The 22220-nt window shown below is 70.5% G+C and carries 19 protein-coding genes and 1 tRNA gene; 12 read left to right on the top strand and 8 right to left on the bottom strand.

The genetic code is table 11. The features are described 5' to 3' along the window. Position 1 precedes the first annotated feature (1 nt). Together BGO45_RS01235 and BGO45_RS01240 are read left to right on the top strand one after the other, a co-directional pair. A tRNA-Val gene (locus tag BGO45_RS01235) sits at positions 2 to 74 on the top strand. Between the two features lie 186 nt (positions 75 to 260). Further along, on the top strand, positions 261 to 533 hold the full coding sequence (locus tag BGO45_RS01240; protein ID WP_292690159.1) for a hypothetical protein: 273 nt from the start codon (positions 261 to 263) through the stop codon (positions 531 to 533). A gap of 163 nt (positions 534 to 696) precedes the next feature. On the opposite strand, the gene BGO45_RS01245 is transcribed toward BGO45_RS01240, so the two are convergent. The 4 genes from BGO45_RS01245 to BGO45_RS01260 all read right to left on the bottom strand — a co-directional run bounded on the left by BGO45_RS01245 (position 697) and on the right by BGO45_RS01260 (position 6654). Then, on the bottom strand, positions 697 to 2772 hold the full coding sequence (locus tag BGO45_RS01245; RefSeq protein WP_292690160.1) for an acyltransferase family protein: 2076 nt from the start codon (positions 2770 to 2772) through the stop codon (positions 697 to 699). Positions 2773 to 2871: 99 nt separating this feature from the next. Continuing rightward, a complete protein-coding gene (locus BGO45_RS01250; protein ID WP_292690162.1) occupies positions 2872 to 3567 on the bottom strand; it encodes a hypothetical protein in 696 nt (231 codons plus the stop codon). A 4-nt stretch (positions 3568 to 3571) separates the two neighbouring features. Further along, positions 3572 to 4654: an acyltransferase gene (locus BGO45_RS01255; RefSeq protein ID WP_292690164.1), complete on the bottom strand. Its 1083-nt coding sequence runs from the start codon at positions 4652 to 4654 to the stop codon at positions 3572 to 3574. Next, positions 4639 to 6654 carry a hypothetical protein gene (locus BGO45_RS01260; protein ID WP_292690165.1) on the bottom strand — a complete coding sequence of 672 codons (2016 nt, stop codon included), beginning with the start codon at positions 6652 to 6654 and terminating at the stop codon, positions 4639 to 4641. The genes BGO45_RS01255 and BGO45_RS01260 overlap by 16 nt, the downstream gene beginning before the upstream one ends. Positions 6655 to 6997: 343 nt before the next feature. Between BGO45_RS01260 and aceE the strand changes: the two genes are divergently transcribed. The 6 genes from aceE to BGO45_RS01290 all read left to right on the top strand — a co-directional run bounded on the left by aceE (position 6998) and on the right by BGO45_RS01290 (position 14633). Continuing rightward, the gene (gene aceE / locus BGO45_RS01265) at positions 6998 to 9724 is read left to right on the top strand and encodes a pyruvate dehydrogenase (acetyl-transferring), homodimeric type (RefSeq protein ID WP_292690167.1); all 2727 of its coding nucleotides are present in this window, start codon (positions 6998 to 7000) and stop codon (positions 9722 to 9724) included. A gap of 88 nt (positions 9725 to 9812) precedes the next feature. Then, on the top strand, positions 9813 to 11000 hold the full coding sequence (locus BGO45_RS01270; protein WP_292692809.1) for a PucR family transcriptional regulator: 1188 nt from the start codon (positions 9813 to 9815) through the stop codon (positions 10998 to 11000). An 82-nt stretch (positions 11001 to 11082) separates the two neighbouring features. Then, complete coding sequence (locus BGO45_RS01275) at positions 11083 to 12003, top strand: ACP S-malonyltransferase (protein WP_292690170.1); 921 nt, start codon at positions 11083 to 11085, stop codon at positions 12001 to 12003. Continuing rightward, positions 12000 to 13004 (top strand): beta-ketoacyl-ACP synthase III, encoded by a 1005-nt coding sequence (locus tag BGO45_RS01280; RefSeq protein ID WP_292690172.1) that lies wholly within the window; start codon positions 12000 to 12002, stop codon positions 13002 to 13004. The genes BGO45_RS01275 and BGO45_RS01280 overlap by 4 nt, the downstream gene beginning before the upstream one ends. A 76-nt stretch (positions 13005 to 13080) precedes the next feature. Continuing rightward, complete coding sequence (locus BGO45_RS01285; protein ID WP_022880558.1) at positions 13081 to 13329, top strand: acyl carrier protein; 249 nt, start codon at positions 13081 to 13083, stop codon at positions 13327 to 13329. 65 nt (positions 13330 to 13394) lie between these two features. Further along, positions 13395 to 14633, top strand: a complete 1239-nt coding sequence (locus BGO45_RS01290) for a beta-ketoacyl synthase (RefSeq protein WP_292690186.1) — start codon at positions 13395 to 13397, stop codon at positions 14631 to 14633. 144 nt (positions 14634 to 14777) lie between these two features. Here BGO45_RS01290 and BGO45_RS01295 read toward each other — a convergent pair whose 3' ends face one another. From BGO45_RS01295 to BGO45_RS01305, 3 genes are all read right to left on the bottom strand, one after another. Beyond that, the gene (locus BGO45_RS01295) at positions 14778 to 15281 is read right to left on the bottom strand and encodes a DUF3145 domain-containing protein (protein WP_076490402.1); all 504 of its coding nucleotides are present in this window, start codon (positions 15279 to 15281) and stop codon (positions 14778 to 14780) included. Between the two features lie 116 nt (positions 15282 to 15397). Further along, positions 15398 to 16321 (bottom strand): hypothetical protein, encoded by a 924-nt coding sequence (locus BGO45_RS01300; protein ID WP_292690189.1) that lies wholly within the window; start codon positions 16319 to 16321, stop codon positions 15398 to 15400. Positions 16322 to 16391: 70 nt separating this feature from the next. Next, a complete protein-coding gene (locus tag BGO45_RS01305; RefSeq protein WP_292690191.1) occupies positions 16392 to 16937 on the bottom strand; it encodes a hypothetical protein in 546 nt (181 codons plus the stop codon). A gap of 147 nt (positions 16938 to 17084) precedes the next feature. Between BGO45_RS01305 and BGO45_RS01310 the strand changes: the two genes are divergently transcribed. Together BGO45_RS01310 and BGO45_RS01315 are read left to right on the top strand one after the other, a co-directional pair. Then, positions 17085 to 17759 carry a response regulator transcription factor gene (locus tag BGO45_RS01310; RefSeq protein WP_292690193.1) on the top strand — a complete coding sequence of 225 codons (675 nt, stop codon included), beginning with the start codon at positions 17085 to 17087 and terminating at the stop codon, positions 17757 to 17759. Beyond that, positions 17756 to 19213, top strand: a complete 1458-nt coding sequence (locus tag BGO45_RS01315; protein WP_292690195.1) for a HAMP domain-containing sensor histidine kinase — start codon at positions 17756 to 17758, stop codon at positions 19211 to 19213. The genes BGO45_RS01310 and BGO45_RS01315 overlap by 4 nt, the downstream gene beginning before the upstream one ends. On the opposite strand, the gene BGO45_RS01320 is transcribed toward BGO45_RS01315, so the two are convergent. Then, positions 19183 to 19509 (bottom strand): hypothetical protein, encoded by a 327-nt coding sequence (locus tag BGO45_RS01320; RefSeq protein WP_076490399.1) that lies wholly within the window; start codon positions 19507 to 19509, stop codon positions 19183 to 19185. The two genes, BGO45_RS01315 and BGO45_RS01320, sit on opposite strands and share 31 nt — an antisense overlap. A 265-nt stretch (positions 19510 to 19774) precedes the next feature. Between BGO45_RS01320 and BGO45_RS01325 the strand changes: the two genes are divergently transcribed. Both BGO45_RS01325 and BGO45_RS01330 read left to right on the top strand, forming a co-directional pair. Further along, positions 19775 to 21178, top strand: coding sequence for a hemolysin family protein (locus BGO45_RS01325; RefSeq protein WP_292690197.1), 1404 nt, complete (start codon positions 19775 to 19777; stop codon positions 21176 to 21178). Continuing rightward, positions 21175 to 22182, top strand: a complete 1008-nt coding sequence (locus BGO45_RS01330; RefSeq protein ID WP_292690199.1) for a CNNM domain-containing protein — start codon at positions 21175 to 21177, stop codon at positions 22180 to 22182. The genes BGO45_RS01325 and BGO45_RS01330 overlap by 4 nt, the downstream gene beginning before the upstream one ends. The last annotated feature ends 38 nt before the right edge of the window (positions 22183 to 22220 follow it).

Below are 22220 nucleotides of genomic sequence, written 5' to 3' on the forward strand. Positions count from 1 at the left end.
AGGGCCTTTAGCTCAGCTGGTAGAGCGCCACGTTTACACCGTGGATGTCGTCGGTTCGATCCCGGCAGGGCCCACTCCACTTCACCGCCGGGAGCCTCGCTCCACCTTCCCGGGGCACGCGGTCGGCGCGATCGTGGCCTCGGTGGTCGGTCTGGTGCTGTTCTGCCGACCACGTGGCGAGGGCGACCGCTGATCGCGACGGACTTTCGCCCGTCCTCGCCAGGGCTTGTGCTCGGGTCCACAGCTGACAGGGTGCTGTCATGGCATCCCTGATCCAACAGCGGCTGGCGATCGACCGCATCCGCGTGCGGGCACTGTGGATCGTCTACGTCAGTGCGGGCATGTTCATCCTGGGCGGTGCACTCGTCCTGAGCGGCACGATGACCCCCTTCTCGGTGGTCTCCCTGCTGATCTGGGCCTGCGCGATCGTTGGGGGCATCACCGAGGTGCGACGATATCGCCGCGCACTCCGCGAGTTCGAGGCGGAGCACGGGATCGGTGCCGGCGACCAGACGTCGGGCGCCGACTCGTGACGGCGTCTCACCGTAGCGCGAAGCTTTCGGGTCTCAGCCTCCGCCAGCACGTTGTCGCGCTCGCGACGCGAGGCGCGACCGACCCGCCGCGAGCAAGCTGAACCCCGGTTTCGGGTGTTCGCGCGGCCCTTCGCGTGGGGCCGCCGATGGCCGGCGGCGATCATCATCGGTCTGTGGCAGGAGCGGTGAGCGCCTGCTGGATCGCGACGGTCAGGCGCGAGCCCAGCGACGCCGCGAAGCTCGCGGTCAGGTGGTTGGGATCGCGGTAGGCATTCCGATCGCCGACCACCGGGCTGCACACCGTGTCATCGCAGAAGAGGTCGGTGCTGTCGAGGACGTGGACGTTCGGCTGTGCCTCCGCTGCCCGGCTCAGGGGATCGGGCGCGGGGACCGCTTGGCCGCGTGGCACATCGCAGTCGTTGGCGGTGCGGTTCAGCAAGCAGAGATTCGGATCGGTCGGAAAGGCGGGGTTGTCCGTCACCGCGAGAATCGGAACCGCGGCAACCGAAGGACTGCTCCACGCACCCGCGAATCCCGCCACGGCCGCGTCCGTTCGTGATCCGTATCCGTCGACGGCGTACTGCGTGCCGGAATACGCCGAGGTGACGATCACCGTGGGCGTCTGGGTAAGCAACCACCCGGAGACGTTCTCGCGCCACTGGTCGCACACGCGTGCGAAGGGAACCTTCGAAGCCAGTTCCGTCGTGCTCCAGGGACATCCACCCTTGAGCATCGTCGTCAGGTGCCAGCCTTCGCGGACGGCGATGTCGGCGAGGACGTCGATGTACTGGAACGCGTGGCTGTCTCCGATCAAGAGCACGACCGGGGCCGCGGGGTCGTCCGTCCCGAAAGAGCACGTGAGCGGTTCTGACTCGTCGAATTGCGCGAGACACTCCGACGACTCCGGCGAGTCCATGCCCGCGATGCTCGGTGCCGGGGCGAAGCCGCCGGCGGAGAGCACGTCGCAGGCCTCGGCGGGTTCGTTCCGTGGCGTGGAGCACATCGTCGGGTTCGCTTGGAGGTCAGCGAGTGCCGACCTGGCGCTGAGGAAGTGCGGGAGATTCACCGCACCGAGCCCGACGGTCAGCACCACAACGGCGGCCATCGCCGCGCCACCGACGGCGAACGTTCGGCGGGGGCGGGCGCCGACGAGCCAGGGCCAGGAACGCAGCGGATCTTCGACGAACCGCTGCGTCAGCCACGACAGGAAGACGGTGACGACGAGAAGTGCCGCGGTCTGCGTGATGCCCCCGGTCCACCACGGCAGCGCCGGGACCACGAGGATCAGAGGCCAGTGCCAGAGGTAGAGGCTGTAGGAGATCTTCCCGACGAAGCCGAAGGGCGGGAGCGAGATCAGCCGAGTCGGGAGCCACCACGCACCGCCGGGGACGACGGCGAGGATCAGCACGGTCGCTGCGACGGGCAGGAGCGCGGCGTAACCCGGGAAGTGCACGGCGTCGCTCATCGACGCGAAGGACATGGTCAGACCGGCGAGCCCGAGCCAGCCGCAGACCATTCGGGCCGACGCGCTCCGCGCGCGCAGCAGAGGAAGGAGCGCGAGCAGCGCCCCCGCCCCGAACTCCCAGACCCGCGTGAACGTGGCGAAGTAGGCCGCCGCGGGACTGACCTCGGTGAACCACACGCTCGCGCCGAAGCTCACGAGCGAGATCAGCAGAACCACACCGATGGTTCCCGCGGTGCGCCGTCTGTGCAGACGACGAGCGATCGCCACGCCCGCCAGGAGCGCCAGCGGCCACACCAGGTAGAACTGCTCCTCGGCGGACAGCGACCAATAGTGTCGGGCGAACGTCGGACTGTTGGAGTCGCCGAAGTAATTGGCGGAGGTGGCGACCAGTTGCCAGTTCGCCACGTACGACGTCGCGGCCACGATCTCCTTCACCCGTGCGGGGAGCGCCGACAGCAGCGCCAGCGACGGGACGGAGATCACCACGGCGCAGAAGCCCAGCACCACCAGCGCTGCCGGGAGCAGACGGCGGACGCGTCGAGCCCAGAATGCCGCCAAACGCACCGTGCCCGTGGCGAGGATCTCGCGTCGGAGATGCCCGGTGATGAGGAAGCCGGAGATGACGAAGAACACGTCGACCCCGACGAAGCCGCCGGGCAGCGCGGACGGCCAGAGGTGGAACGCCACGACGCCCAGCACCGCGATGGCCCGAAGACCCTGGATGTGTGGAACGAAGGACGAGTGGTCGGTGCGGGGGAACGAGGAGATCGACACGGCGGAACCATCGCATGTGAGCATGTCCCCGGCGTGCGGGGCGCGAGCCGCGGAGGCGGGGTGATTCCGTCCGGGAGATCACGTCACCCGAGCTGAGCCTCAGCCCAAGATGTTCACGCTGCGCGCGATCACGAGCGCCAGCAGCACGAATCCCGAGATCGCCTGCACCATCATGAACAGCTTCGCCCGGACGCTGAGGGGCATCACGTCGGTGGGGCTGAACGCCATCGCGTTGGATGCCGAGAAGTAGAGATAGTCGATATACCCGGGAGCCCAGTCGGCGGTGTTCGACGACCGACGCTTCACTTCGCTCACGGCATCCCCGTCGGAGTCCTGGGGGAACTGGAAGTCCGCCGGCTGCAGCTGGTCCCGCGGGTCGCGACGGCGGGCGACCGGACCGCCGCGATCCATCTCCCAGTACACAGCGCCGTAGCCGATGACGTTGATGGCCCACACCTGGGCGGCCCCGAGCAGGGTGACCGCGCCGCTGCCCTGCCCCGCGAGGAGCTGGTGGACGAGGAGGACGAACGCGACCTGGTTCGCCGCCAGCAGGATCGTCACGAAGCCGAGCGCGAAGGCGCGACCGATGCGCGAATCCCGGTCGAAGCGGGTGGGGTGGGCGATGAGCATTGCGATCGTGCACAGCAGGCTCGCGCCCACGACGACATAGCGGAGTTCGCCGGACACGTCGCTGGGGAGCACGGCGTACAACACCGTGCCCAGGGCCAGGCAGATCAGCACCGGCCAGCGGTGCTCCGGCCGCGTGCGGAACCCCGCGTACTCGCTCGACGTCACGCGCTCAGGCTAAACCTGCCGTTCCGCGACGCGACGACCATCGACGGTGCGCCCGCATCGCGGGTCGCTCGACGACCAGCCAGCTCGCCCACGCGAGCGGGACGGTCAGGGCAATGGCGAGGACGAGCGGCACCACGATCGGAACCCCCCGATCGGCCAGGGCGAGGGCGAGCCCCTGCTGGACGGGGAACGCGTAGATGTAGATCCCGTAGGAGATGTCGTTGCGCGCGCCGACTCGGGGCAGCGGCAGCAGGATGCCGAGCGCGAGCATGGCATACGCCATCGCGGGACCTGCGAGCACCGTCGGCACCCCGGTCGCGGCGACCGCGGCCACGATCGCTCCCGCGGCGACGAGCAGTATCGGATGCAGCGGCACGTGATCGCGTCCGAGGAACAGCACCGTCCCCGCGAGGTAGAAGCCGAGCAGTGTCGCGAGGGTGGCGAGCGTCCCCGCGACGGCGATGAGACCGACGCCCGCGAGGAGGGACACGGTCATCGCGCCCACCCAGAGGACGATCGTCACCCGGGTTTCCCAGCGAGCGGCGAGGCATCCGACGAGTCCGGTGACGACGTAGCACGCGAACTCGAACGCGAGGGTCCACAACGAGCCGTTCCAGACCCCCGGGTACGGAACGTCCTCGAGCATGCCCGGGATCGCGGGCTGCGCCATCCACAGCCCGGCGTTGCGCAGGACGTACTGCGCGCCGCCCCCCGGTGACCACGGGCCGGCGTTCAGAAACGAGGACGCGAGCGGGGCGAACCCGAACCCGACGACCACCAGCACCACGAGGAAGGCGGGGTAGATCCGCACGACCCTTCGCGCGAAGAAGTCGCCGACGCTGCGAGCTCGCGCTCTGCTCGCGGCGATGAGGTAGCCAGAGATGCAGAAGAAACCGGCGACGGCCCAGGGCCCGAGGGGCTTCGTCTGCAGCCCGTAGCCGCCCAACTCCCCGGCATGGGCCACGAGGACGAGCAGGGCGAGTGCGAGGCGGAGGGCGTTCAGACTGTTCGACCGGGGATCGAGCCGGCCGCCGACGGTCGCCGTCGCGCGGCGCGATCGGTCGCGCACGATCAGATCTGGAACCACGCGGATCCCGAACCGAACGTGTAGAAGACGAACGACGTCATGTCGGAGGTTCCCGCGCGGAGCGTCTGGGTGCCCTTCAGGACGAGCGAACCACCGACGAACGTGATCGGCTCGCCATCCGCGACGACGCGGATCACCTGCCCGGCATGCGCATCGGTGAATCCCGTGTATGTGCGGCCGCCCTGCACGCGCACCTGCTCCCGGCCGCACACCGACACCCGGCCGTCGTCGTCGGGTTCGAGGATCGGCGTCGACGTCCCGCTCAGCGCCTCCCAGGTGAGCGACGTCCCCAGCTGCATGCGGTCGGGATCTTCGTAGCGCACCGCGGCGACCGGGCCGGGTCGGCCACTCCCGTCGCCCGGCAGGCCGTACCAGGCCGGATGCCACCCCGCCACGCGGTTCGCGTCGCCCACGTCGCGCGCGAGCGTCGCCACCGATCCCGGAGACGTGCGCACGCCGTCCAGCGGCGGGGGGAAGTAGATGACCGGGTTCACGACCCGTGAGGCCCCGCCACGGAACCGGAAGAGGTCGTTCCGGGATCCCGGCACCGCGCTACCCGCGTTGCCGTGCTGCAGCGAGCCGGTGACGCCGTCGTGGAGTTCGGCCACCGCGGAGAACCGGCAGTCGTCGAACGTCACATCGTTGCCCAGGTCGAAGCAGGCGGGTTCGCCGTCCGCGTTCCCGCATCCGCCGAAATCGCACCCGATGAACGTGGTGTCACCGCCGGTGAACCAGCGCTCGCCGATCCCGTCCGGCACCGAGAAGTGGCATCCGAGGAAGGTGACCGCCGTCTTGGCCGCCGACGCCCGGCCGCCCACGTAGGAGACCTCGCCGACGACGATGTGGCTGGGGTGGTTCCCCGCGTGGGCGTAGGTGTTCTGGACGAACATGCACGAGGTGAAACCGATCTCGAGCACGCGTTCGAGGGTGGAGTCGGGATGGGGAGGGAAGCCGATCGACACCGGCGGCTGGTCGGATGTCGTCCCCCATCCGTGCTCGAACTTGCATCCGAGGAAGTCGACGTGCCGGGTGCCGCGGTCCAGGAACAGCTCCTGCTCGCAGAACTCCACGTGACTGTCGATCACGCGCAGGGCGTTGGAGTTCTCGACGATGTCGCCGTTCGCGTTGCGGTTGCTCACGATGGACAGGCCGTACGGAAGCGGGTCGGGCGGGGACGCCAGGCGCGACGGTCGTCCGCACCATCCGATGACGGCGGCGTCGATCGTGGAGTCCATGACTCCTTCGAAGCGGATCCCCTCGCGAGCGAACCCGAAGACCGATACCCGTTCGAGCCGGATCTCCTGGCTCTGGTGCACCACGATCCCGACACGATCCGGGACGTAGTCGGCCTGGAGCGAGTGTCCGTCGCTCTGGACGGTGAGTCCGCGGATCACGACCCGTTTGAGGAGGTCCTTGCTTCCACCGGGCGAATCGGGGTTGCCGAGGTAGACCACGGGGCTCCCGGCGACCGTGCCCGGGTGATCCTTCGCCACCAGCACGACCCCGTCCGCCTCGACGGTGATGCGCACCGACCATTCGCCGTACTGCTGTCCGTCCGGCTCGGAGCCCGGCAGCCCGAGGTCGGCGGTCCGGGTCGCCATCGACCACTGGTCGATGGCGTAGAACCCCGGGGGCACGCGGAGCACGACGCCGGCGTTCGGCCGCCAGTTCACGCTGTTCCCCGATGCCGGCGAGTCGGCCGGCGCCGGCACTTCCGCCAGCTGCTGCAGCGCGCGCTTCCAGGCGTTCGTGAACGCGTCGCTGTTGATCTGCGCTCGCCGCGCGTACTCGGCCACGTCCAGGATCGCGGTGCGCGTGCGGTACGGGATGCCGGGGATGGCGCCCTCGACGGTCACGACGTCGATGGGACCCGTGGGAGTCGTCGCGAGCGCAGCCTCCTCCCGAGGGGCGGCGACGACGCCGGCGGCGGCGAGGGCTGCTCCGGATCCGGCGGTGGCGAGGAATCGGCGGCGATCGAGGGAGAGGGAGGGACGGCTCACGGGCGTCACGCTAGGAGTCGCGCGGTGAGGCGTCCGCCCCTCCCCTGCCCGTGCGCGACGCCAGGTGAATCGCGCTGACCCGCGGGAACAAGAGCATGTGTGCATTCTCACCCGCCGCGGCGGCGAGTCATCCTCCCGCGGATTTGGCCCGCGCCTTCACCCGACCTCTGGACCGTCCGATGTCTCGACGCCGAGGCATCCCTCCGACCACGGCGTCCGTGGACATCCGGCAGGGCGCGAACTGACTAGGCTGGACGACGGTGAATTGTGCGGAGCAGACAAGGGTTGCCGCACACGTATGGCGATTCTCTGGCATGACCTGCCAGACGACGAAAGGTCTTCCGTGACTGTTCACGATCAGGATCCGTATTCGCAGGGGCCGCAGGACAGCGACCCGGAAGAGACCGGCGAGTGGCAGGAATCCCTGCGCCAGCTCGTCCAGGCCAAGGGCCCCGGTCGTGCGCGCGAGATCATGCTGAGCCTCCTCAAGGGCTCGAAGGAACTGCACCTCAACGTGCCCATGGTTCCGACCACTGACTACATCAACACGATCGCGCAGAAGAACGAGCCGGAATTCCCCGGTGACGAAGAGCTCGAGCGTCGCTACCGCAAGTGGATCCGCTGGAACGCGGCGGTCACCGTCCACCGTGCGCAGCGCCCCGGCATCGGTGTCGGCGGCCACATCTCGACCTACGCGTCCTCGGCCGCGCTGTACGAGGTCGGCTTCAACCACTTCTTCCGCGGCCTCGACGACCCCTCCGGCGGCGACCAGATCTTCATCCAGGGTCACGCCTCGCCCGGTGCGTACGCCCGCGCCTTCCTCGAGGGCCGCCTCACGGAGGCGCAGCTCGACGGCTTCCGCCAGGAGAAGTCGGCCGCGCCCAACGGCATCCCGTCGTACCCCCACCCCCGTCTCATGCCGGATTTCTGGCAGTTCCCGACGGTCTCGATGGGTCTCGGTCCGATCAACGCGATCTACCAGGCGATGTCGAACAAGTACCTCAGCAACCGCGGCATCAAGGACGTGTCCGACTCCCACGTCTGGGCGTACCTCGGTGACGGCGAGATGGACGAGGTCGAGAGCCGCGGTCAGCTCCAGGTCGCCGCGAACGAAGGTCTCGACAACCTGACGTTCATCGTCAACTGCAACCTGCAGCGTCTCGACGGCCCCGTGCGCGGTAACGGCAAGATCATCCAGGAGCTCGAGAGCTTCTTCCGCGGCGCCGGCTGGAACGTCATCAAGGTCGTCTGGGGCCGCGAGTGGGATGACCTGCTCGCCCGCGACACCGAGGGTGCGCTGCTGAACCTCATGAACTCCACGCCCGACGGCGACTACCAGACGTACAAGGCCGAGAACGGCGCGTACGTCCGCGAGCACTTCTTCGGCCGCGACCCCCGCGCGCTCGAGCTGGTCAAGGACTACACCGACGAGCAGGTCTGGGGCCTCAAGCGCGGTGGCCACGACTACCGCAAGGTGTTCGCGGCGTTCAAGGCGGCCAAGGAGCACAAGGGCCAGCCGACGGTCATCCTCGCCAAGACCATCAAGGGCTACGGCCTCGGCCCCCACTTCGAGGGCCGTAACGCCACGCACCAGATGAAGAAGCTGACGCTGGACGACCTCAAGGCCTTCCGCGACGCGATGGACATCCCGGTGACCGACGCGCAGCTGGAGGAGAACCCCTACCAGCCGCCGTACTACAACCCCGGAGAGAAGGACGAGACGATCGAGTACATGCTCGAGCGTCGCCGTTCGCTCGGCGGGTTCCTGCCCGAGCGCCGCACGACCCACGTCGGTCTCGAGCTGCCCGGCGACCAGGCGTACGCGCTGCCCAAGAAGGGGTCGGGCACGCAGGAGATCGCCACGACGATGGCGTTCGTGCGTCTGCTGAAGGACCTGTTGCGGGTCAAGGACTTCGGTCACCGCATCGTGCCGATCATCCCCGACGAGGCCCGCACCTTCGGTATGGATGCCTACTTCCCGACGGCGAAGATCTACAACCCCAAGGGCCAGCACTACACGTCGGTCGACCGTGAGCTGCTGCTGGCGTACAAGGAGAGCCCGCAGGGGCAGATCATCCACGTCGGCATCAACGAGGCGGGCGCCCTCGCGGCGTTCACCGCGGCGGGGACGTCGTACGCCACGCACGGCGAACCGCTGATCCCGGTCTACGTCTTCTACTCGATGTTCGGCTTCCAGCGCACGGGCGACGCCCAGTGGGCGGCGGGCGACCAGATGGCGCGCGGTTTCATCATCGGCGCGACCGCGGGTCGCACGACCCTGACGGGTGAGGGTCTGCAGCACGCCGACGGCCACTCGCAGCTGCTGGCATCCACGAACCCCGCGACGGTGTCGTACGACCCCGCCTACGGCTACGAGATCGCGCACATCGTCCGGTCGGGCATCGAGCGCATGTACGGCGGCCAGCACCCCGACCCGAACGTCATGTACTACATGACCGTGTACAACGAGCCGCTCGTGCAGCCGGCCGAGCCCGAGGACGTCGACGTGGACGGCATCGTCCGCGGCATCCACCGGGTCTCGGTGGGCGAGGGCGACGGTCCCCGCACGCAGCTGCTCGCTTCGGGCGTCGGTGTGCCGTGGGCGTTCGAGGCCCAGCGTCTGTTGAAGGACGACTGGGGCGTCGTCGCGGACGTGTGGTCGGTGACGTCGTGGAGCGAACTGCGTCGTGACGGTCTCGCGGCGGACGAGCACAACTTCCTCCACCCCGAGGCGGAGCCCCGCACGGCCTACCTGACCGAGAAGCTCCGGGATGCCGAGGGCCCCGTGGTCGCGGTCAGCGACTGGATGCACGCCGTCCAGGACCAGATCCGTCAGTGGGTGCCGCAGCGCTACCTCACGCTCGGCGCCGACGGGTTCGGGTTCTCCGACACCCGTGCCGCAGCGCGTCGCTTCTTCAAGATCGACGGTCCGTCGCTCGCCGTCCGCGCCCTGCAGGGACTCGCGGACGAGGGCAAGGTCGACCGTTCGGTCATCGCCCAGGCGATCGAGAAGTACCGTCTCCACGACGTGAACGCCGGCACGAGCGGGAACGCCGGCGGCGAGGCCTGATCGCGTGACCGATCGCGCGGCCGTCGACGGTTCGGGAGGGAGCGGGCAGGCCGCCCTCTCCCGGGCCGCCGAGGAGAAAGCCGAGACGCTGGCGTGGTTGCGTCGGATCTCGGGTGATCTCGCGACCGCGACGATCCAGCGCCTCGAAGAGACGCTGCCCTGGTACGCCGAGATGCCACCGGCCCGCCGCTCAGCGGTGGGGCTAGTGGCACAGGCGGGCATCACCTCGTTCCTGCAGTGGTTCGAGGAACCGGCATCCACTCCGGCGATCGCCGCCGACATCTTCGCCGCGGCCCCGCGGGAGCTGCTCCGCAGCGTCAGCCTGACTCAGACGCTGCAGCTCGTCCGCGTCACCGTCGAGGTGATGGAGGAGCGGGTCGCCGGCCGCAGTGAACGCGTCCGCGAGGCGATGCTGTCGTACTCGCGCGAGGTCGCCTTCGCGGCGGCCGACGTGTACGCGCGCGCCGCCGAGGCCCGCGGCCTGTGGGATGCGCGGCTCGAAGCGCTGGTCGTCGACTCTATCCTCACCGGCGAAGCCGACGACGAGCTCCCCAGCCGCATCGCCGCGCTCGGCTGGCACGGTCACGGCGAGGTCGCGGTGCTGGTGGGAACGACTCCCCCGCAGCTCGACGTCGACCACGTCCGGCGCACCTCCCGCAAGCTCGGCGTCGACGTGCTCATCGGGGTGCAGGGGTCGCGGCTCGTGCTCGTCGTGGGCCGCGCCGATCTTCCGGTCCGCGGACGCGAGGACACCACCGAGCTGCCGTTCACCGAGATCGCGAAGCGGCTCGAGCCGAGTTTCGGTTCGGGGCATCTCGTCCTCGGGCCGGCCGTCGCGGCCCTGGTCGACGCGGGGCAGAGTGCGCGCGCGGCCCTCGCGGGGTTCGCGGTGGCGCGCGCCTGGCGGCATGCCCCGCGCCCCGTCGAGGCCGATGACCTGCTGCCCGAGCGCGCGCTGGCCGGAGACGCCGTCGCCAAGCAGACCCTCGTCGACCGGGTGTACCGCCCGCTGCACGCGCACAGCGCCGATCTCGTCGCGACGCTGTGGAGCTATCTCGACAACGGCCGGTCGCTCGAGGCCACGGCCCGGGAGTTGTACGTGCACCCCAACACGGTCCGCTACCGCTTGAAGCGCGTGTCCGAGGTGATCGGGTGGGATGCCACGGGTCCGCGCGAGGCACTGATCCTGCAGACCGCGCTCATCCTCGGGTCGATGGGAACAGAGGCCACACGACGACGCGGATCTGCGGCTCGGCGCCCCTCCGCGGCCCGTTGATGCACGGCGCGCACAAAGACACGCCGATTTCTTGTGCCGATATCTCCAGAAGCCACCGCCGGATCCTTGGCAGGATGGGACGGTGATCATCGCCGTCTTCCCCGGACAGGGGTCTCAGACCCCCGGGTTCCTGTCGCCGTGGCTCGAGATCGAGGGGACGCGTGAGCGTCTCGCCGAGGCCTCCGAGCACGCCGGCGTCGACCTCCTCGCCGCCGGCACCGAATGGGATGCCGACCGGATCCGTGACACCAGTGTCGCCCAGCCGCTCATCGTCGCCGCGAGCCTGCTGTCGTGGAGCGTGCTCCGCGACCGCGCCGGGCAGGGTGCCGCCGGTGTGGCGGGCCACTCGGTCGGCGAGTTCGCCGCGCTGGCGGCATCCGGTGTTCTGTCCGAGGCGGACGCCCTGCGCCTCGTCGGCATCCGCGGTCGCGCGATGGCGGAGGCCGCGACCACCGTCGAGACGGGCATGAGCGCCGTCGTGGGCGGTGACGAGCAGACCGTGCTGGATCGCCTCGCCGAGCTCGACCTGACCCCCGCCAACTACAACGGCGCCGGACAGATCGTCGCCGCCGGAGAGCGGTCGGCCCTCGCCGCGCTGGCGGCCGAGGCTCCTCGCGGCGCGCGCGTCATCCCGCTTCAGGTCGCCGGAGCCTTCCACACGCGCTTCATGGAGCCCGCCGTGGACACGCTCCGCGCCGCCGCCGCCGACGTCGCGGCATCCGCTCCCACGACGACCCTCTGGACCAACTCGGACGGCTCGGTCGTCGAGGACGGCCGCCGGGCCGTCGACCTGGTCGTCTCGCAGGTCGCCTCCCCCGTGCGGTGGGACCGCAGCATGGCGTCCTTCGCCGACCACGGCGTGACCGGCATCATCGAACTCGCGCCCGCCGGTGCCCTCACGGGCCTGGCCAAGCGCGCGCTGCGCGGCACCCCCACCGTCGCAGTCAAGACCCCGGACGACCTCGACGCGGCCGTCGCACTCCTGAAGGGAGAGCAGGCATGAGCACCCCCACCCTCCGCCAGCTCCAGGGCCCGGCCCACACGCGCATCTACGCGTATGGCGCCGCCCGCGGTGAGAACTTCGTCCCCAACGACGACCTCGTCGGTCCGATCGACTCGAGCGACGAGTGGATCCGCCAGCGCACCGGCATCGTGACGCGCGTGCGCGCCAACAAGGAGACGGATGCCATCGACCTGGCCTCCGAGGCCGCCCGCGAGGCCGTGGAGCGCTCGGGCGTCGATCCGGCCGAGATCGACGCCGTGATCGTCGCCACGATCAGCAACCCCAAGCAGACGCCCTCCGCCTCGGCGATCGTCGCCGACCGCATCGGCGCGAACCCCGCTGCCGCGTACGACGTCAACGCCGCGTGCGCGGGCTTCGCGTACGGCGTGGGTCAGGCCGACGCCCTCATCCGCGGTGGCCTCGCGAAGCACGTCGTCGTCGTCGGCGCCGAGAAGCTGAGCGACATCGTCGACCCCACCGACCGCAGCATCTCGTTCCTGCTCGGCGACGGCGCCGGCGCCGTCGTGGTCGGGCCGAGCGACACCCCCGGCATCGGCCCCACGATCTGGGGTTCCGACGGTTCGAAGGCCGACGCCGTGGGCATGAACGCGACGCTGACCGAGTTCCGTGACGGCACCGCGCCCTGGCCCACCCTGCGCCAGGAGGGCCCCACCGTCTTCCGCTGGGCCGTCTGGGAGATGGTCAAGGTCGCACGACAGGCCATCGAGGCCGCCGGCATCCAGCCGTCCGACCTGGCGGCGTTCGTGCCCCACCAGGCGAACATGCGCATCATCGACGAGTTCGCGAAGCAGCTGGGGCTGCCCGAGACCGTCGTGATCGGCCGCGACATCGAGACCACCGGGAACACCTCGGCCGCCTCGATCCCGCTGGCCACCCACCGTCTGCTCGAGGAGCACCCCGAGCTCAGCGGCGGCCTCGCTCTGCAGATCGGCTTCGGTGCCGGTCTGGTCTTCGGCGCGCAGGTCGTCGTCCTTCCCTGACGCAGCGTCGTCGAACTCTAGACTGTTCGGGGCTCGGGACGACTCCCCGGGTCCGCCCTCAACAACAGGAGAAATCATGGCATTCACCAACGACGAGGTTCTCGCCGGCCTGGCCGAGCTCATCACCGACGAGACCGGCATCTCGGCCGACGAGGTGGCGCTGGAGAAGTCCTTCACGGACGACCTCGACATCGACTCGATCTCGATGATGACGATCGTCGTCAACGCCGAGGAGAAGTTCGGCGTCACGATCCCCGACGACGAGGTCAAGAACCTCAAGACCGTCGGTGACGCCGTCACGTTCATCACGTCGAACCAGTCCTGACCCTCCCGGTGGGGGCTCCGGCCCCCACCGGTCACGACCTTTCCGGCCGCACCAAGGATCACACCATGAGCACATCCCGCATCGTCGTCACCGGTATCGGTGCCACCTCGCCCATCGGCGGGACGGCGCCCGAGAGCTGGAACGCGCTGCTGTCCGGTGCATCCGGCGCGCGCACCCTCGAGCACGAATGGGTCGAGCAGTACAACCTGCCCGTCACGTTCGCCGCTGAGGCGCTCGTGCGGCCCGAGACCGTCCTCGAACGTCCTGTCGCCAAGCGCCTCGATCCCTCGTCGCAGCTCGCGATGGTCGCGGCGAAGGAGGCGTGGGAAGACGCCGGCAGCCCCGACGTCGACCCCGACCGCCTCGGCGTCGACTTCGCCACCGGCATCGGCGGCGTGTGGACGCTCCTGGACGCCTGGGACACCCTGCGCGAGAAGGGTCCCCGTCGCGTCATGCCGATGACGGTGCCGATGCTCATGCCCAACGCCGCGGCCGGCAACCTGTCGCTGCACTTCAACGCCAGGGCCTTCGCGCGCACCGTGGCGTCGGCGTGCGCCTCGAGCACCGAGTCGATCGTCAACGCGGTGCAGCACATCCGCGACGGCCTGGCCGACGTCGTGATCGCCGGCGGCACCGAGTCGGCGATCCACCCGATCACCATCGCGTCGTTCGCGTCGATGCAGGCGCTGTCCAAGCGCAACGACTCCCCCGAGACCGCGTCGCGTCCCGGCAGCATCGACCGCGACGGTTTCGTCATGGGCGAAGGCGCCGGCGTCCTGATCCTCGAGACCGAGGAGCACGCGAAGGCCCGCGGCGCCAAAATCTACGCCTCGATCGTGGGCGGCGGCGTCACCGCCGACTCGTACCACATCACCGCCAACGACCCCGAGGGTCGCGGCGCTGCGCGCGCCGTGCGCATGGCGCTGGAGATGGCGGGGGCGTCGCCCGACGACGTCACCCACATCAACGCCCACGCCACGTCGACCCCCGTCGGCGACCCGAACGAGTACCAGGCGCTGCGCGCGGTGTTCGGCGCCCGCGTCGACGAGATCCCGGTCTCGGCCACCAAGGCATCCACGGGTCACCTCCTCGGCGGCACCGGTGCGCTCGAGGCGATCTTCACGGTGTTGGCGCTGCAGAACCGCGTCGCGCCTCCGACCATCAACCTCACCGAGCAGGACCCCGAGGTGCCCTTCGCGATCTCGGGCTCGCCGGTCGAGCTCGGTTCCGGCGACCAGCTGGCCATCAGCAACTCGTTCGGCTTCGGCGGTCACAACGCCGTCGTCGCGATCGCCTCCGTCTGATCACGGCCGAACGCCCCCGTCATCCCCCGACTGCTGCGGGGATGACGGGGGCGTTCGGTGTTCATCGGGTCGGGGATACGCGGTCCCGGTACCGGGAGACGGTCACCGGCCTCCGGTAGTGGCGCCTCCCCCACCCGACATCTCTCAGCCGACCTTGTGCAACCAGACGATGTGCTGGTCGTCGCCGGCGTGGCGGAAGGGCTCGAGCTCCTCGTCCCAGGCGGAGCCCAGGGCGACGTCGAGCTCGCGCTGCAGTTCGAACGGGTCTCCGGCGGCGACGTCCATCGCGTAGCGCACGCGGTCCTCGCCGATGACGACGTTCCCGGCGGAATCCGTCTGGGCGTAGTGGATGCCGAGCCCCGGCGTGTGCATCCAGCGCCCGCCGTCGCTGCGGGGGGTGGGATCCTCGCTCACCTCGAAGCGCAGGTGCTCCCAGCCGCGGATGGCGCTCGCGAGGGCGGCGCCGGTACCGACCGGACCCTCCCAGTAGAACTCGGCGCGGCGGCTGCCGGTGAGCACCGGCTGGTCGGACCAATCGAAGTTGACCGCACGGCCGAGGGCGCGCCCTGCCGCCCACTCCAGGTGGGGGCACAACGCGCGTGGCGCCGAGTGGATGAGGATCACTCCGCGCGAAGACGTGGTCGCCATGGTCTCTCCTTCGTCAGGTACGTCTTCCCCTACGACCTGCGCGAGAGCGGTGGCGGCTGTTCGGTTGTCTCGGTCATTATCGCCGCTTCATAACGAAATCACAACACTGTGATTCCTCACCCGAACCAGAGCTTCCAGTACAGAGCGAAGTTGCGGTTGCCGTAGGTCGAGCAGGCGTCGCCCGTGTCCCAGCGGGCGGCGATCGCGGCCGGGTTCGGCTGGTACGGCGTGTAGTTGTACAGGGCCGCGGTGGCGTGATTGCGGATCTCGATGTCGGTCCCGCCGCACGCGGGGTCGGGCGAGTACGCGATGTAGTGCGTGCCGGGCTGCCGCATGAAGTCCGAAGCCCGGTAGGCCTTGAGGTCGGTCGCGCCCTGCGCCACCTGGGCGGCGAAGCCGGTCTGCCCCGGGTCGCACGCGGCATCGTCGGGGCAGCGGGCCCCCATCGCTGCGCCGAGCGCCTCGGCCGAAGGGGCACGGGCGATCCGGCCGGAGATCAGACTCTGCTCCTTCTGAAGTGTGACCAGCAGCACCTTCGCCGAGATGCCGCACGCGCGCTGGATGCGATCGATGATCTGCGCGGCCGTGAGGTCGCCGCCGTCGTAGGCCGCGCAGACCGTCTCATCGGTGTCCTGCGACACGATCGCGTCGCGGGCGGGGAGCTCGGCGCGCAGGACGGTGAGGCAGGAGTCGCTCGCGCAGTCACCGATCTGGTCGTCGAGGAACCGCTGGATCTCGTCGGCATCCATGGCGTTCCCGTCGTAGAAGTCGGCGTCGTCGACCAGGAATCCGGGATCGAACCCGGCGAGATCGATGGATGCCTTGCGGGTCTCGGCGTTCCACGCCGCGACGAGGTGCACGAGCGGCACCACGGCCGCCACGATGAGGCCGATGACGACGGCGGCGAGGATGCCGAAGACCAGGCGCCGTCTCCGAAGCTCGCGCGCACGGGCCGCGGTGCGGCGCGGGCGCCGGGGCGCGGGGCGCTTCGGCCGGGACGGGGTCGGGCGTCGGCGCGCTCCCGTCCGCTGCTTCGCCATGCCTCGATCGTGCCGCACCGCGCTGACCGCGTGCTGGACGCGGCCCGCGCGGCGCGGCGGAATCGGGCGATCAGCTGCCCTTGACCGCGGGCGGCGTGGCCTCGGGCGTCGCCCCTCCGTCGGGCGTGGGCGGGGTGGGCGCGGTGCCGTCGCTCGGTGGGGTCGGTGCCGCCGGTGCTGTGCCGTCGGCGGGCGGAGCGGGCGGGGTGCGTCCCTCTGCTCCGGGGCCTCCGGGACGCCCCGGAGCCCCTCCCGGACCGCACTCCCCCGGCTGCGGTCCGCCCTCCGGGGCGGCCGGTGCCGTGCCGTCGGCGGGCGGGGTGGGCGCGGTGCCGTCGGCGGGCGGGGTGGGCGCGCTGGTGGGCGCACCCGTGGGGGCACCGGTCGGTGCGGCCGCCCCTCCGTCGGCGCTCGGCGCGTCGTGCGTGGCCGCCGCCGTCGTCGCCGTCGGTGTTCCCGACTGGGCGGCGAGGGCCGCCGTTCCCCCGGTCAGCCCGACGGCTGCGACCACCGCGGCGGCGATCACGGCGGGCCGGACCCATCCGCGACGCTGCGGCGCGGAGGCCGGCTCGTCGTGGCGCGGGAGCGGCTGGGTGGGGTTGTCGTCCTCGGACATGATCTTCCTCTCGGGCCGGCGCATCTCGTCGGCGTCGATGACCAGCCTTCGAACCGGAACTGAAGCCGACCTGAAGTCGCCGACGCGCCGGCGAACACCTAGCGCTCGCATAAGCGGCGCCCAGTGTCCGCCCGTACGCTCGGCCGGATGTCCGCTCCCGCGCGCGTGCTCGTCCTCGACGACGACGAGACCATTCGTCTGGCCGTCGTCCTCGCTCTGCGCGCCGACGGATTCATCGCGGAGGGAGCGTCGGACGGCACGGACCTGACCGAGCGCCTGGACCGCTTCCGCCCCGACCTCGTGGTGCTGGACTGGATGATGCCCGGGCCCAGCGGCATCCGGCTGCTCCCCGTCGTGCGCGCGGCGGGAGACACCGCGGTGATCATGCTCACGGCGCGCGACGAGGTCGACGATCGCCTGCGCGGCTTCGCCGAGGGCGCGGACGATTACGTCGTCAAACCGTTCACGATGGCCGAGCTGGTGGCCCGCACGGGCGCGGTCCTGCGGCGGCGCGGGCGGCTCCCCCAGACGGTGTCGGTGGCCGACCTGGTCGTGGATGCCGATGCGGCCACCGCACACCGGGCGGGAACGCTGCTCGACCTCACCGCGACGGAGTTCCGTCTGCTGCGGCTGCTCGTCGACAGCCGCGGCCGCACCCTGTCGAAGGCTCAGATCCTCACCCAGGTGTGGGGCTACGAGGACTACGACGTGAACCTGGTCGAGGTGCACGTGAGCGCGCTGCGACGGAAGATGGAGACCCACGGCCCGCGCCTGGTCCACACCGTGCGCGGACTCGGCTACCGCCTGAGTGAGCGGTCGTGAGCACGCCGCGTCCGTTGCGTTCGGGATCCCTCCGCCGCCGCACGATCGTCTCGGTCCTGGCGCTCGTCGCACTCCTCCTCGTGGTGCTCGCGGTGATCGTCGACATCGCGCTCGGGGCGCGCCTGCGCGGACAGATCGAGGATCGGTTGCGGGACCGGGCCGGCGCGACCGCATCGCTCGTCGGGATCGTGGACGACACCGACCTCGCCGACCGGCTGTCGGCGCAGGGGCTCGCGGTGCGCATCGACGGTGCCGGCGGCGACTCCGTCGTGGCCGGTCCCAGCCCGGATCAGCTGCGGACGGCTCCGCCGGGACCCCCCGGGGGCGGTCCGCGCGGCGGCGAGGCTCCGCCGACGTCGTCGCCGGGAGCGGTGACCGTCACGGCCTCGGAACTCACGGGCGACGCGGATCTCGTCACGCTGCGATCGACGCTCAGCGACGGATCCATCCTGACGTTGACCGCCTCGGCCGCCGGCGTGGGCGAGACCCTCGCCCAGGTCCGCTGGATCATGGCCATCGCATCGGTGGGTGTTCTGGTGCTCGCCGCGGGGGCGGTGATCCTCGTCGTCCGTGCGACGCTCCGGCCCCTCGACGACGTGTCCGATGTCGCCCGCGCGATCGGCGGTGGCGAACGCGACCGCCGGTTGCGCCCGACGCATCCCGAGACCGAGATCGGGCGCGTCGCGCGCGCCCTCGACGACATGCTGGATGACGTCGTGGGCGCCGAAGTCGCGGCACGCGCCGCGGAGGAGCGGCTTCGCGCCTTCCTCTCGGATGCCGCTCACGAACTGCGGACGCCGGTCGCCGGCATCCGGGCCGCCGCCGACACGCTCGTGCGCGCCGATCTCGAGGGACCCGAGCGGGAGACACTCGCCGCGCACGTGGTCCGGGAAGCGACCCGCGCCTCCCGGCTCGTGGATGATCTGCTCCTCATGGCGCGGGTGGACCGCGGCCTCGAGCTCGCGCTCACCGAGACCGACCTCCGCGACGTCGTCACGGCCGAGGCCGAGCGGGCCCGCCTCGTGCATCCCGCGATGGCCGTGCGGACGCGGATCCCGGACGCCGCCGTGCGCGTCGCGATCGACCGCGACAGGATCGCCCAGGTGCTGTCGAACCTCGTGGAGAACGCGGCGCGCGTCACCGACGGCCGCGGCCGCGTGGAGCTCGGCATCCGACTCTCGGATGACGAGGTCGAGGTGCGGGTGCGGGACGACGGGCCGGGTGTGCCCGCGGAGGACCGCGAGCGGATCTTCGACCGGCTCGTTCGCCTCGAGGACGCCCGCACGGCGACCGGGGGCGTCGGGCTGGGGCTTCCCATCGCCCGCGGGACCGCCCGCGTGCACGGCGGTGACGTGGAATGCCTCCCCACGGACGCCGGCGCGGTGTTCGTGCTCCGGCTCCCGTGGTCGACGACCCGTCCGGTTCAGCGCGCGGGACGTGCGGGCGCGGCCTGAGGCGCCGCGATCCCCGCGCCCGTGAGCGTGAGGCCGTCGGCACCGCTGGCGTCGTGCATCATCTGGTCGACGAGTTCACGGTCGATGGCCGGCTCCCGGCCGCCGTAGAACTGCAGGACAAGCGCGTTCGAGGCGTGGATCCAGAGGCTCGCCTGCCGCACCCCCTCGTTCACCGGCACCTGGAGCATGAAGCCCTCGTTGCGGCGGAGCTTGTTCATGATGACGATGCGCAGATGCGCGAGCAGACGGTCGTCGATATCGAACGTCGCACGGTCGCGGTAGATGAGGCGTCCCACGGCTGGTCCTTTTCTGGCGCGCCGAAGCGTACCGGTAGAGCAAGGGCGGGACCACGCCGGGAAGCGAGGCAATGCGGGGATAACCATTGTGCCACCCCCGCGGCCGTCTCGGACGCCACAGCGATTTCAAAGCGAACGCCGATATCGTTCTCGTCACCGAATCGACGACCCACGAGAGCGAATCCCCCGTGAGCCATCCCCGCACCTCCCCCGACCAGGAGGGCCGATATTCGAGCCCTCTCGATTCGAGAGGGGGTGAGATTCGATGCTGACGGCGGTTCTGACACTGCTTCTGGGTGTGATCGTGACGCTCGCGATCATCGCGGCCTGCGGGTTCTTCGTGGCGCAGGAGTTCGCGTACATGTCCGTCGACCGATCCCGACTGGCCGCGCGCGCCGAGAAGGGCGACGTGCAGGCGAAGCGGGTGCTCGCCATCACGCAGCGGACGTCGTTCATGCTGTCGGGCGCGCAACTCGGCATCACCGTCACCGGACTGCTGATCGGCTACGTGGCGGAGCCGCTCATCGGCGCCTCGATCGGAACACTGCTGGGCGGTGTGGGCATCGACCCCGGCGTCTCGGTCGCGATCGGCACGGTCGGCGCGCTGCTGCTCGCCACGGTCGTCACCATGATCTTCGGCGAGCTCTACCCGAAGAACCTCGCCATCGCGAACCCCGAGCCGCTGGCCCGCGCCCTCGCCGTGCCCACGCGCATCTACCTGCTGGCGTTCGGCTGGCTGATCACCGTGTTCGACGTCGCCGCGAACGCGCTCCTGCGCCTGGTGCGGATCGAGCCGCTCGAGGACGTCGACGAGAGCGCGACCGCGCGCGACCTCGAGGCGATCGTCGAGGAGTCGCGCGCGAGCGGCGACCTGCCCGACGACCTCTCGATGATCATCGACCGCATCCTCGACTTCCCCCAGCGCGACGTCGAGCACGCCATGATCCCGCGTTCGCAGGTCGACTCGGTCCGCCCGCAGGCGACCGTCGGAGAGGTGCGGTCGCTGATGGCCACCGGCCACACCCGCTACCCGGTGATCGGCGACGAGGACTCCCCGGTGGGGGTGGTCGAGCTCATCGATCTCCTCCGGGTCAAGCCGGATGCCGCCGACCCGGTGTCGTCGGTCATGCGACCGGCGGTCGTCATCCCGACGTCGATGCTGCTCCCCGTCGCCCTCGACCGGATGCGGCGCAGCCGCAACGAGCTCGCGTGCGTCGTCGACGAGTACGGCAACTTCGACGGCATCCTCACGATCGAAGATCTCACCGAGGAGGTCATCGGCGAACTCTCCGACGAGCACGACCTCGAGATCGACGAGGTCGCCGCGGTCGGCGACGACGCGTGGACGGTCCCGGGCGACCTGCACCTGGACGAACTGGAACGCCTCATCGGCCACGATCTCGCCGACGGCGACGTCGAGACGGCCGCGGGGCTCGTGATCGAGGCGCACGGCGATCTGCCGGCCATCGGAACGATCGTCCGCGTCGACCTGCCCGAACGCGCGGGTGAAGTGGTGCAGGGGCTGCATCTGGACCGCTGGCTCGACATCGAGGTCACCGAGGTCGACCGGCACGTGCCCTCGCAGCTCGTCGTGCGGCTCCACGAGGTCGACCGGGACGCCGAGTCCGCCGTGCCGGCGGAATCCGCCGACGAGGAGGTGGCCCGATGAGCTGGTGGGTCGTCACCCTGATCACCGCGGCGCTCATCGTCGCCAGCGCGTTCTTCGTCATCGTGGAGTTCGCGCTCCTCGCCGCGCGCCGCCACCGCCTGGAAGAGGAGGCGGCCACGAGCGCGTCTGCGCGCGCAGCCCTCCGCGGCGTCAACGAGCTCACCGTCATGCTCGCGTTCGCGCAGCTCGGCATCACCGCCTGCACCTTCCTCCTCGGCGCCATCACGAAGCCCGCAATCGACTACGCCCTGGCGCCGGTGTTCGAGCAGTGGGGCCTCCCCTACGTGCTCGCCGACGTCATCGCATTCATGCTGGCGCTCATCGTCGTCACCTTCCTCCACCTCGTCATCGGCGAGATGGCGCCGAAGTCGTGGGCGATCGCGCACCCGGAGACCGCGGCGAAGGCGACCGGCATCCTCGCCCGCGCGCTGACCTGGCCGCTGCGCCCATTCCTGCTGTGGATCAACCGCATCGCGAACCGCCTCGTCCGCGCGTCCGGCGTCGAGCCGGTGGACAAGGCCGCGGCGGGCGGTCAGGATGCGGACACGATCCGCGAACTCGTCGCGCACTCGCGGCGCGCGGGCACCCTGGACGAGCAGTATTCCGGCCCGATCGCGCAGGCGATCGAGCTGGGTACCCTGACCGTCGGCGACATCGTCCGCACCGACCGGACGCCCACCGCGGTGCCGGCCGATGCGACCGCGGCCGACGTGCAGGCCGCGGCCGCGGCATCCACGCATCTCCGGATCCTCGTCGGAGCCGGAGCGTCCGCGCGGGTCGCGCACGTGCGGGACACCCTCGAGGTCGCGCCCTCGACGCCGGCGGTCGACATCGCACGCGAGCCCCTCGTGCTCGCGCCGGATGCCTCGGCCTACGACGCGCTCGCGCGCATGCGCCGGGGCCGCGTGCAGCTGGCCACGGTCGTGGACGGGGAGCGGCTCCTCGGCGTCGTGACGCTCGACGACCTGCTGAAGCAGATCCTGCCGGGGGTGGGAGCGGCCTGAACCGCGCGTCACCGCGGCGGTTCGGACCGCGCGACGGG

This window comes from Microbacterium sp. 71-36, from assembly GCF_001898305.1.
GTDB lineage: Bacteria > Actinomycetota > Actinomycetes > Actinomycetales > Microbacteriaceae > Microbacterium.

Bases quoted from the DNA above. Each gene is read 5' to 3' on its own strand.
- BGO45_RS01240 (WP_292690159.1), top strand. From the start codon at position 261: ATGGCATCCCTGATCCAACAGCGGCTGGCGATCGACCGCATCCGCGTG.
- BGO45_RS01280 (WP_292690172.1), top strand. From the start codon at position 12,000: ATGAGCACCCCCACCCTCCGCCAGCTCCAGGGCCCGGCCCACACGCGC.
- BGO45_RS01285 (WP_022880558.1), top strand. From the start codon at position 13,081: ATGGCATTCACCAACGACGAGGTTCTCGCCGGCCTGGCCGAGCTCATC.
- BGO45_RS01290 (WP_292690186.1), top strand. From the start codon at position 13,395: ATGAGCACATCCCGCATCGTCGTCACCGGTATCGGTGCCACCTCGCCC.
- BGO45_RS01295 (WP_076490402.1), bottom strand. From the start codon at position 15,281: ATGGCGACCACGTCTTCGCGCGGAGTGATCCTCATCCACTCGGCGCCA.
- BGO45_RS01300 (WP_292690189.1), bottom strand. From the start codon at position 16,321: ATGGCGAAGCAGCGGACGGGAGCGCGCCGACGCCCGACCCCGTCCCGG.
- BGO45_RS01305 (WP_292690191.1), bottom strand. From the start codon at position 16,937: ATGTCCGAGGACGACAACCCCACCCAGCCGCTCCCGCGCCACGACGAG.
- BGO45_RS01310 (WP_292690193.1), top strand. From the start codon at position 17,085: ATGTCCGCTCCCGCGCGCGTGCTCGTCCTCGACGACGACGAGACCATT.
- BGO45_RS01325 (WP_292690197.1), top strand. From the start codon at position 19,775: ATGCTGACGGCGGTTCTGACACTGCTTCTGGGTGTGATCGTGACGCTC.
- BGO45_RS01330 (WP_292690199.1), top strand. From the start codon at position 21,175: ATGAGCTGGTGGGTCGTCACCCTGATCACCGCGGCGCTCATCGTCGCC.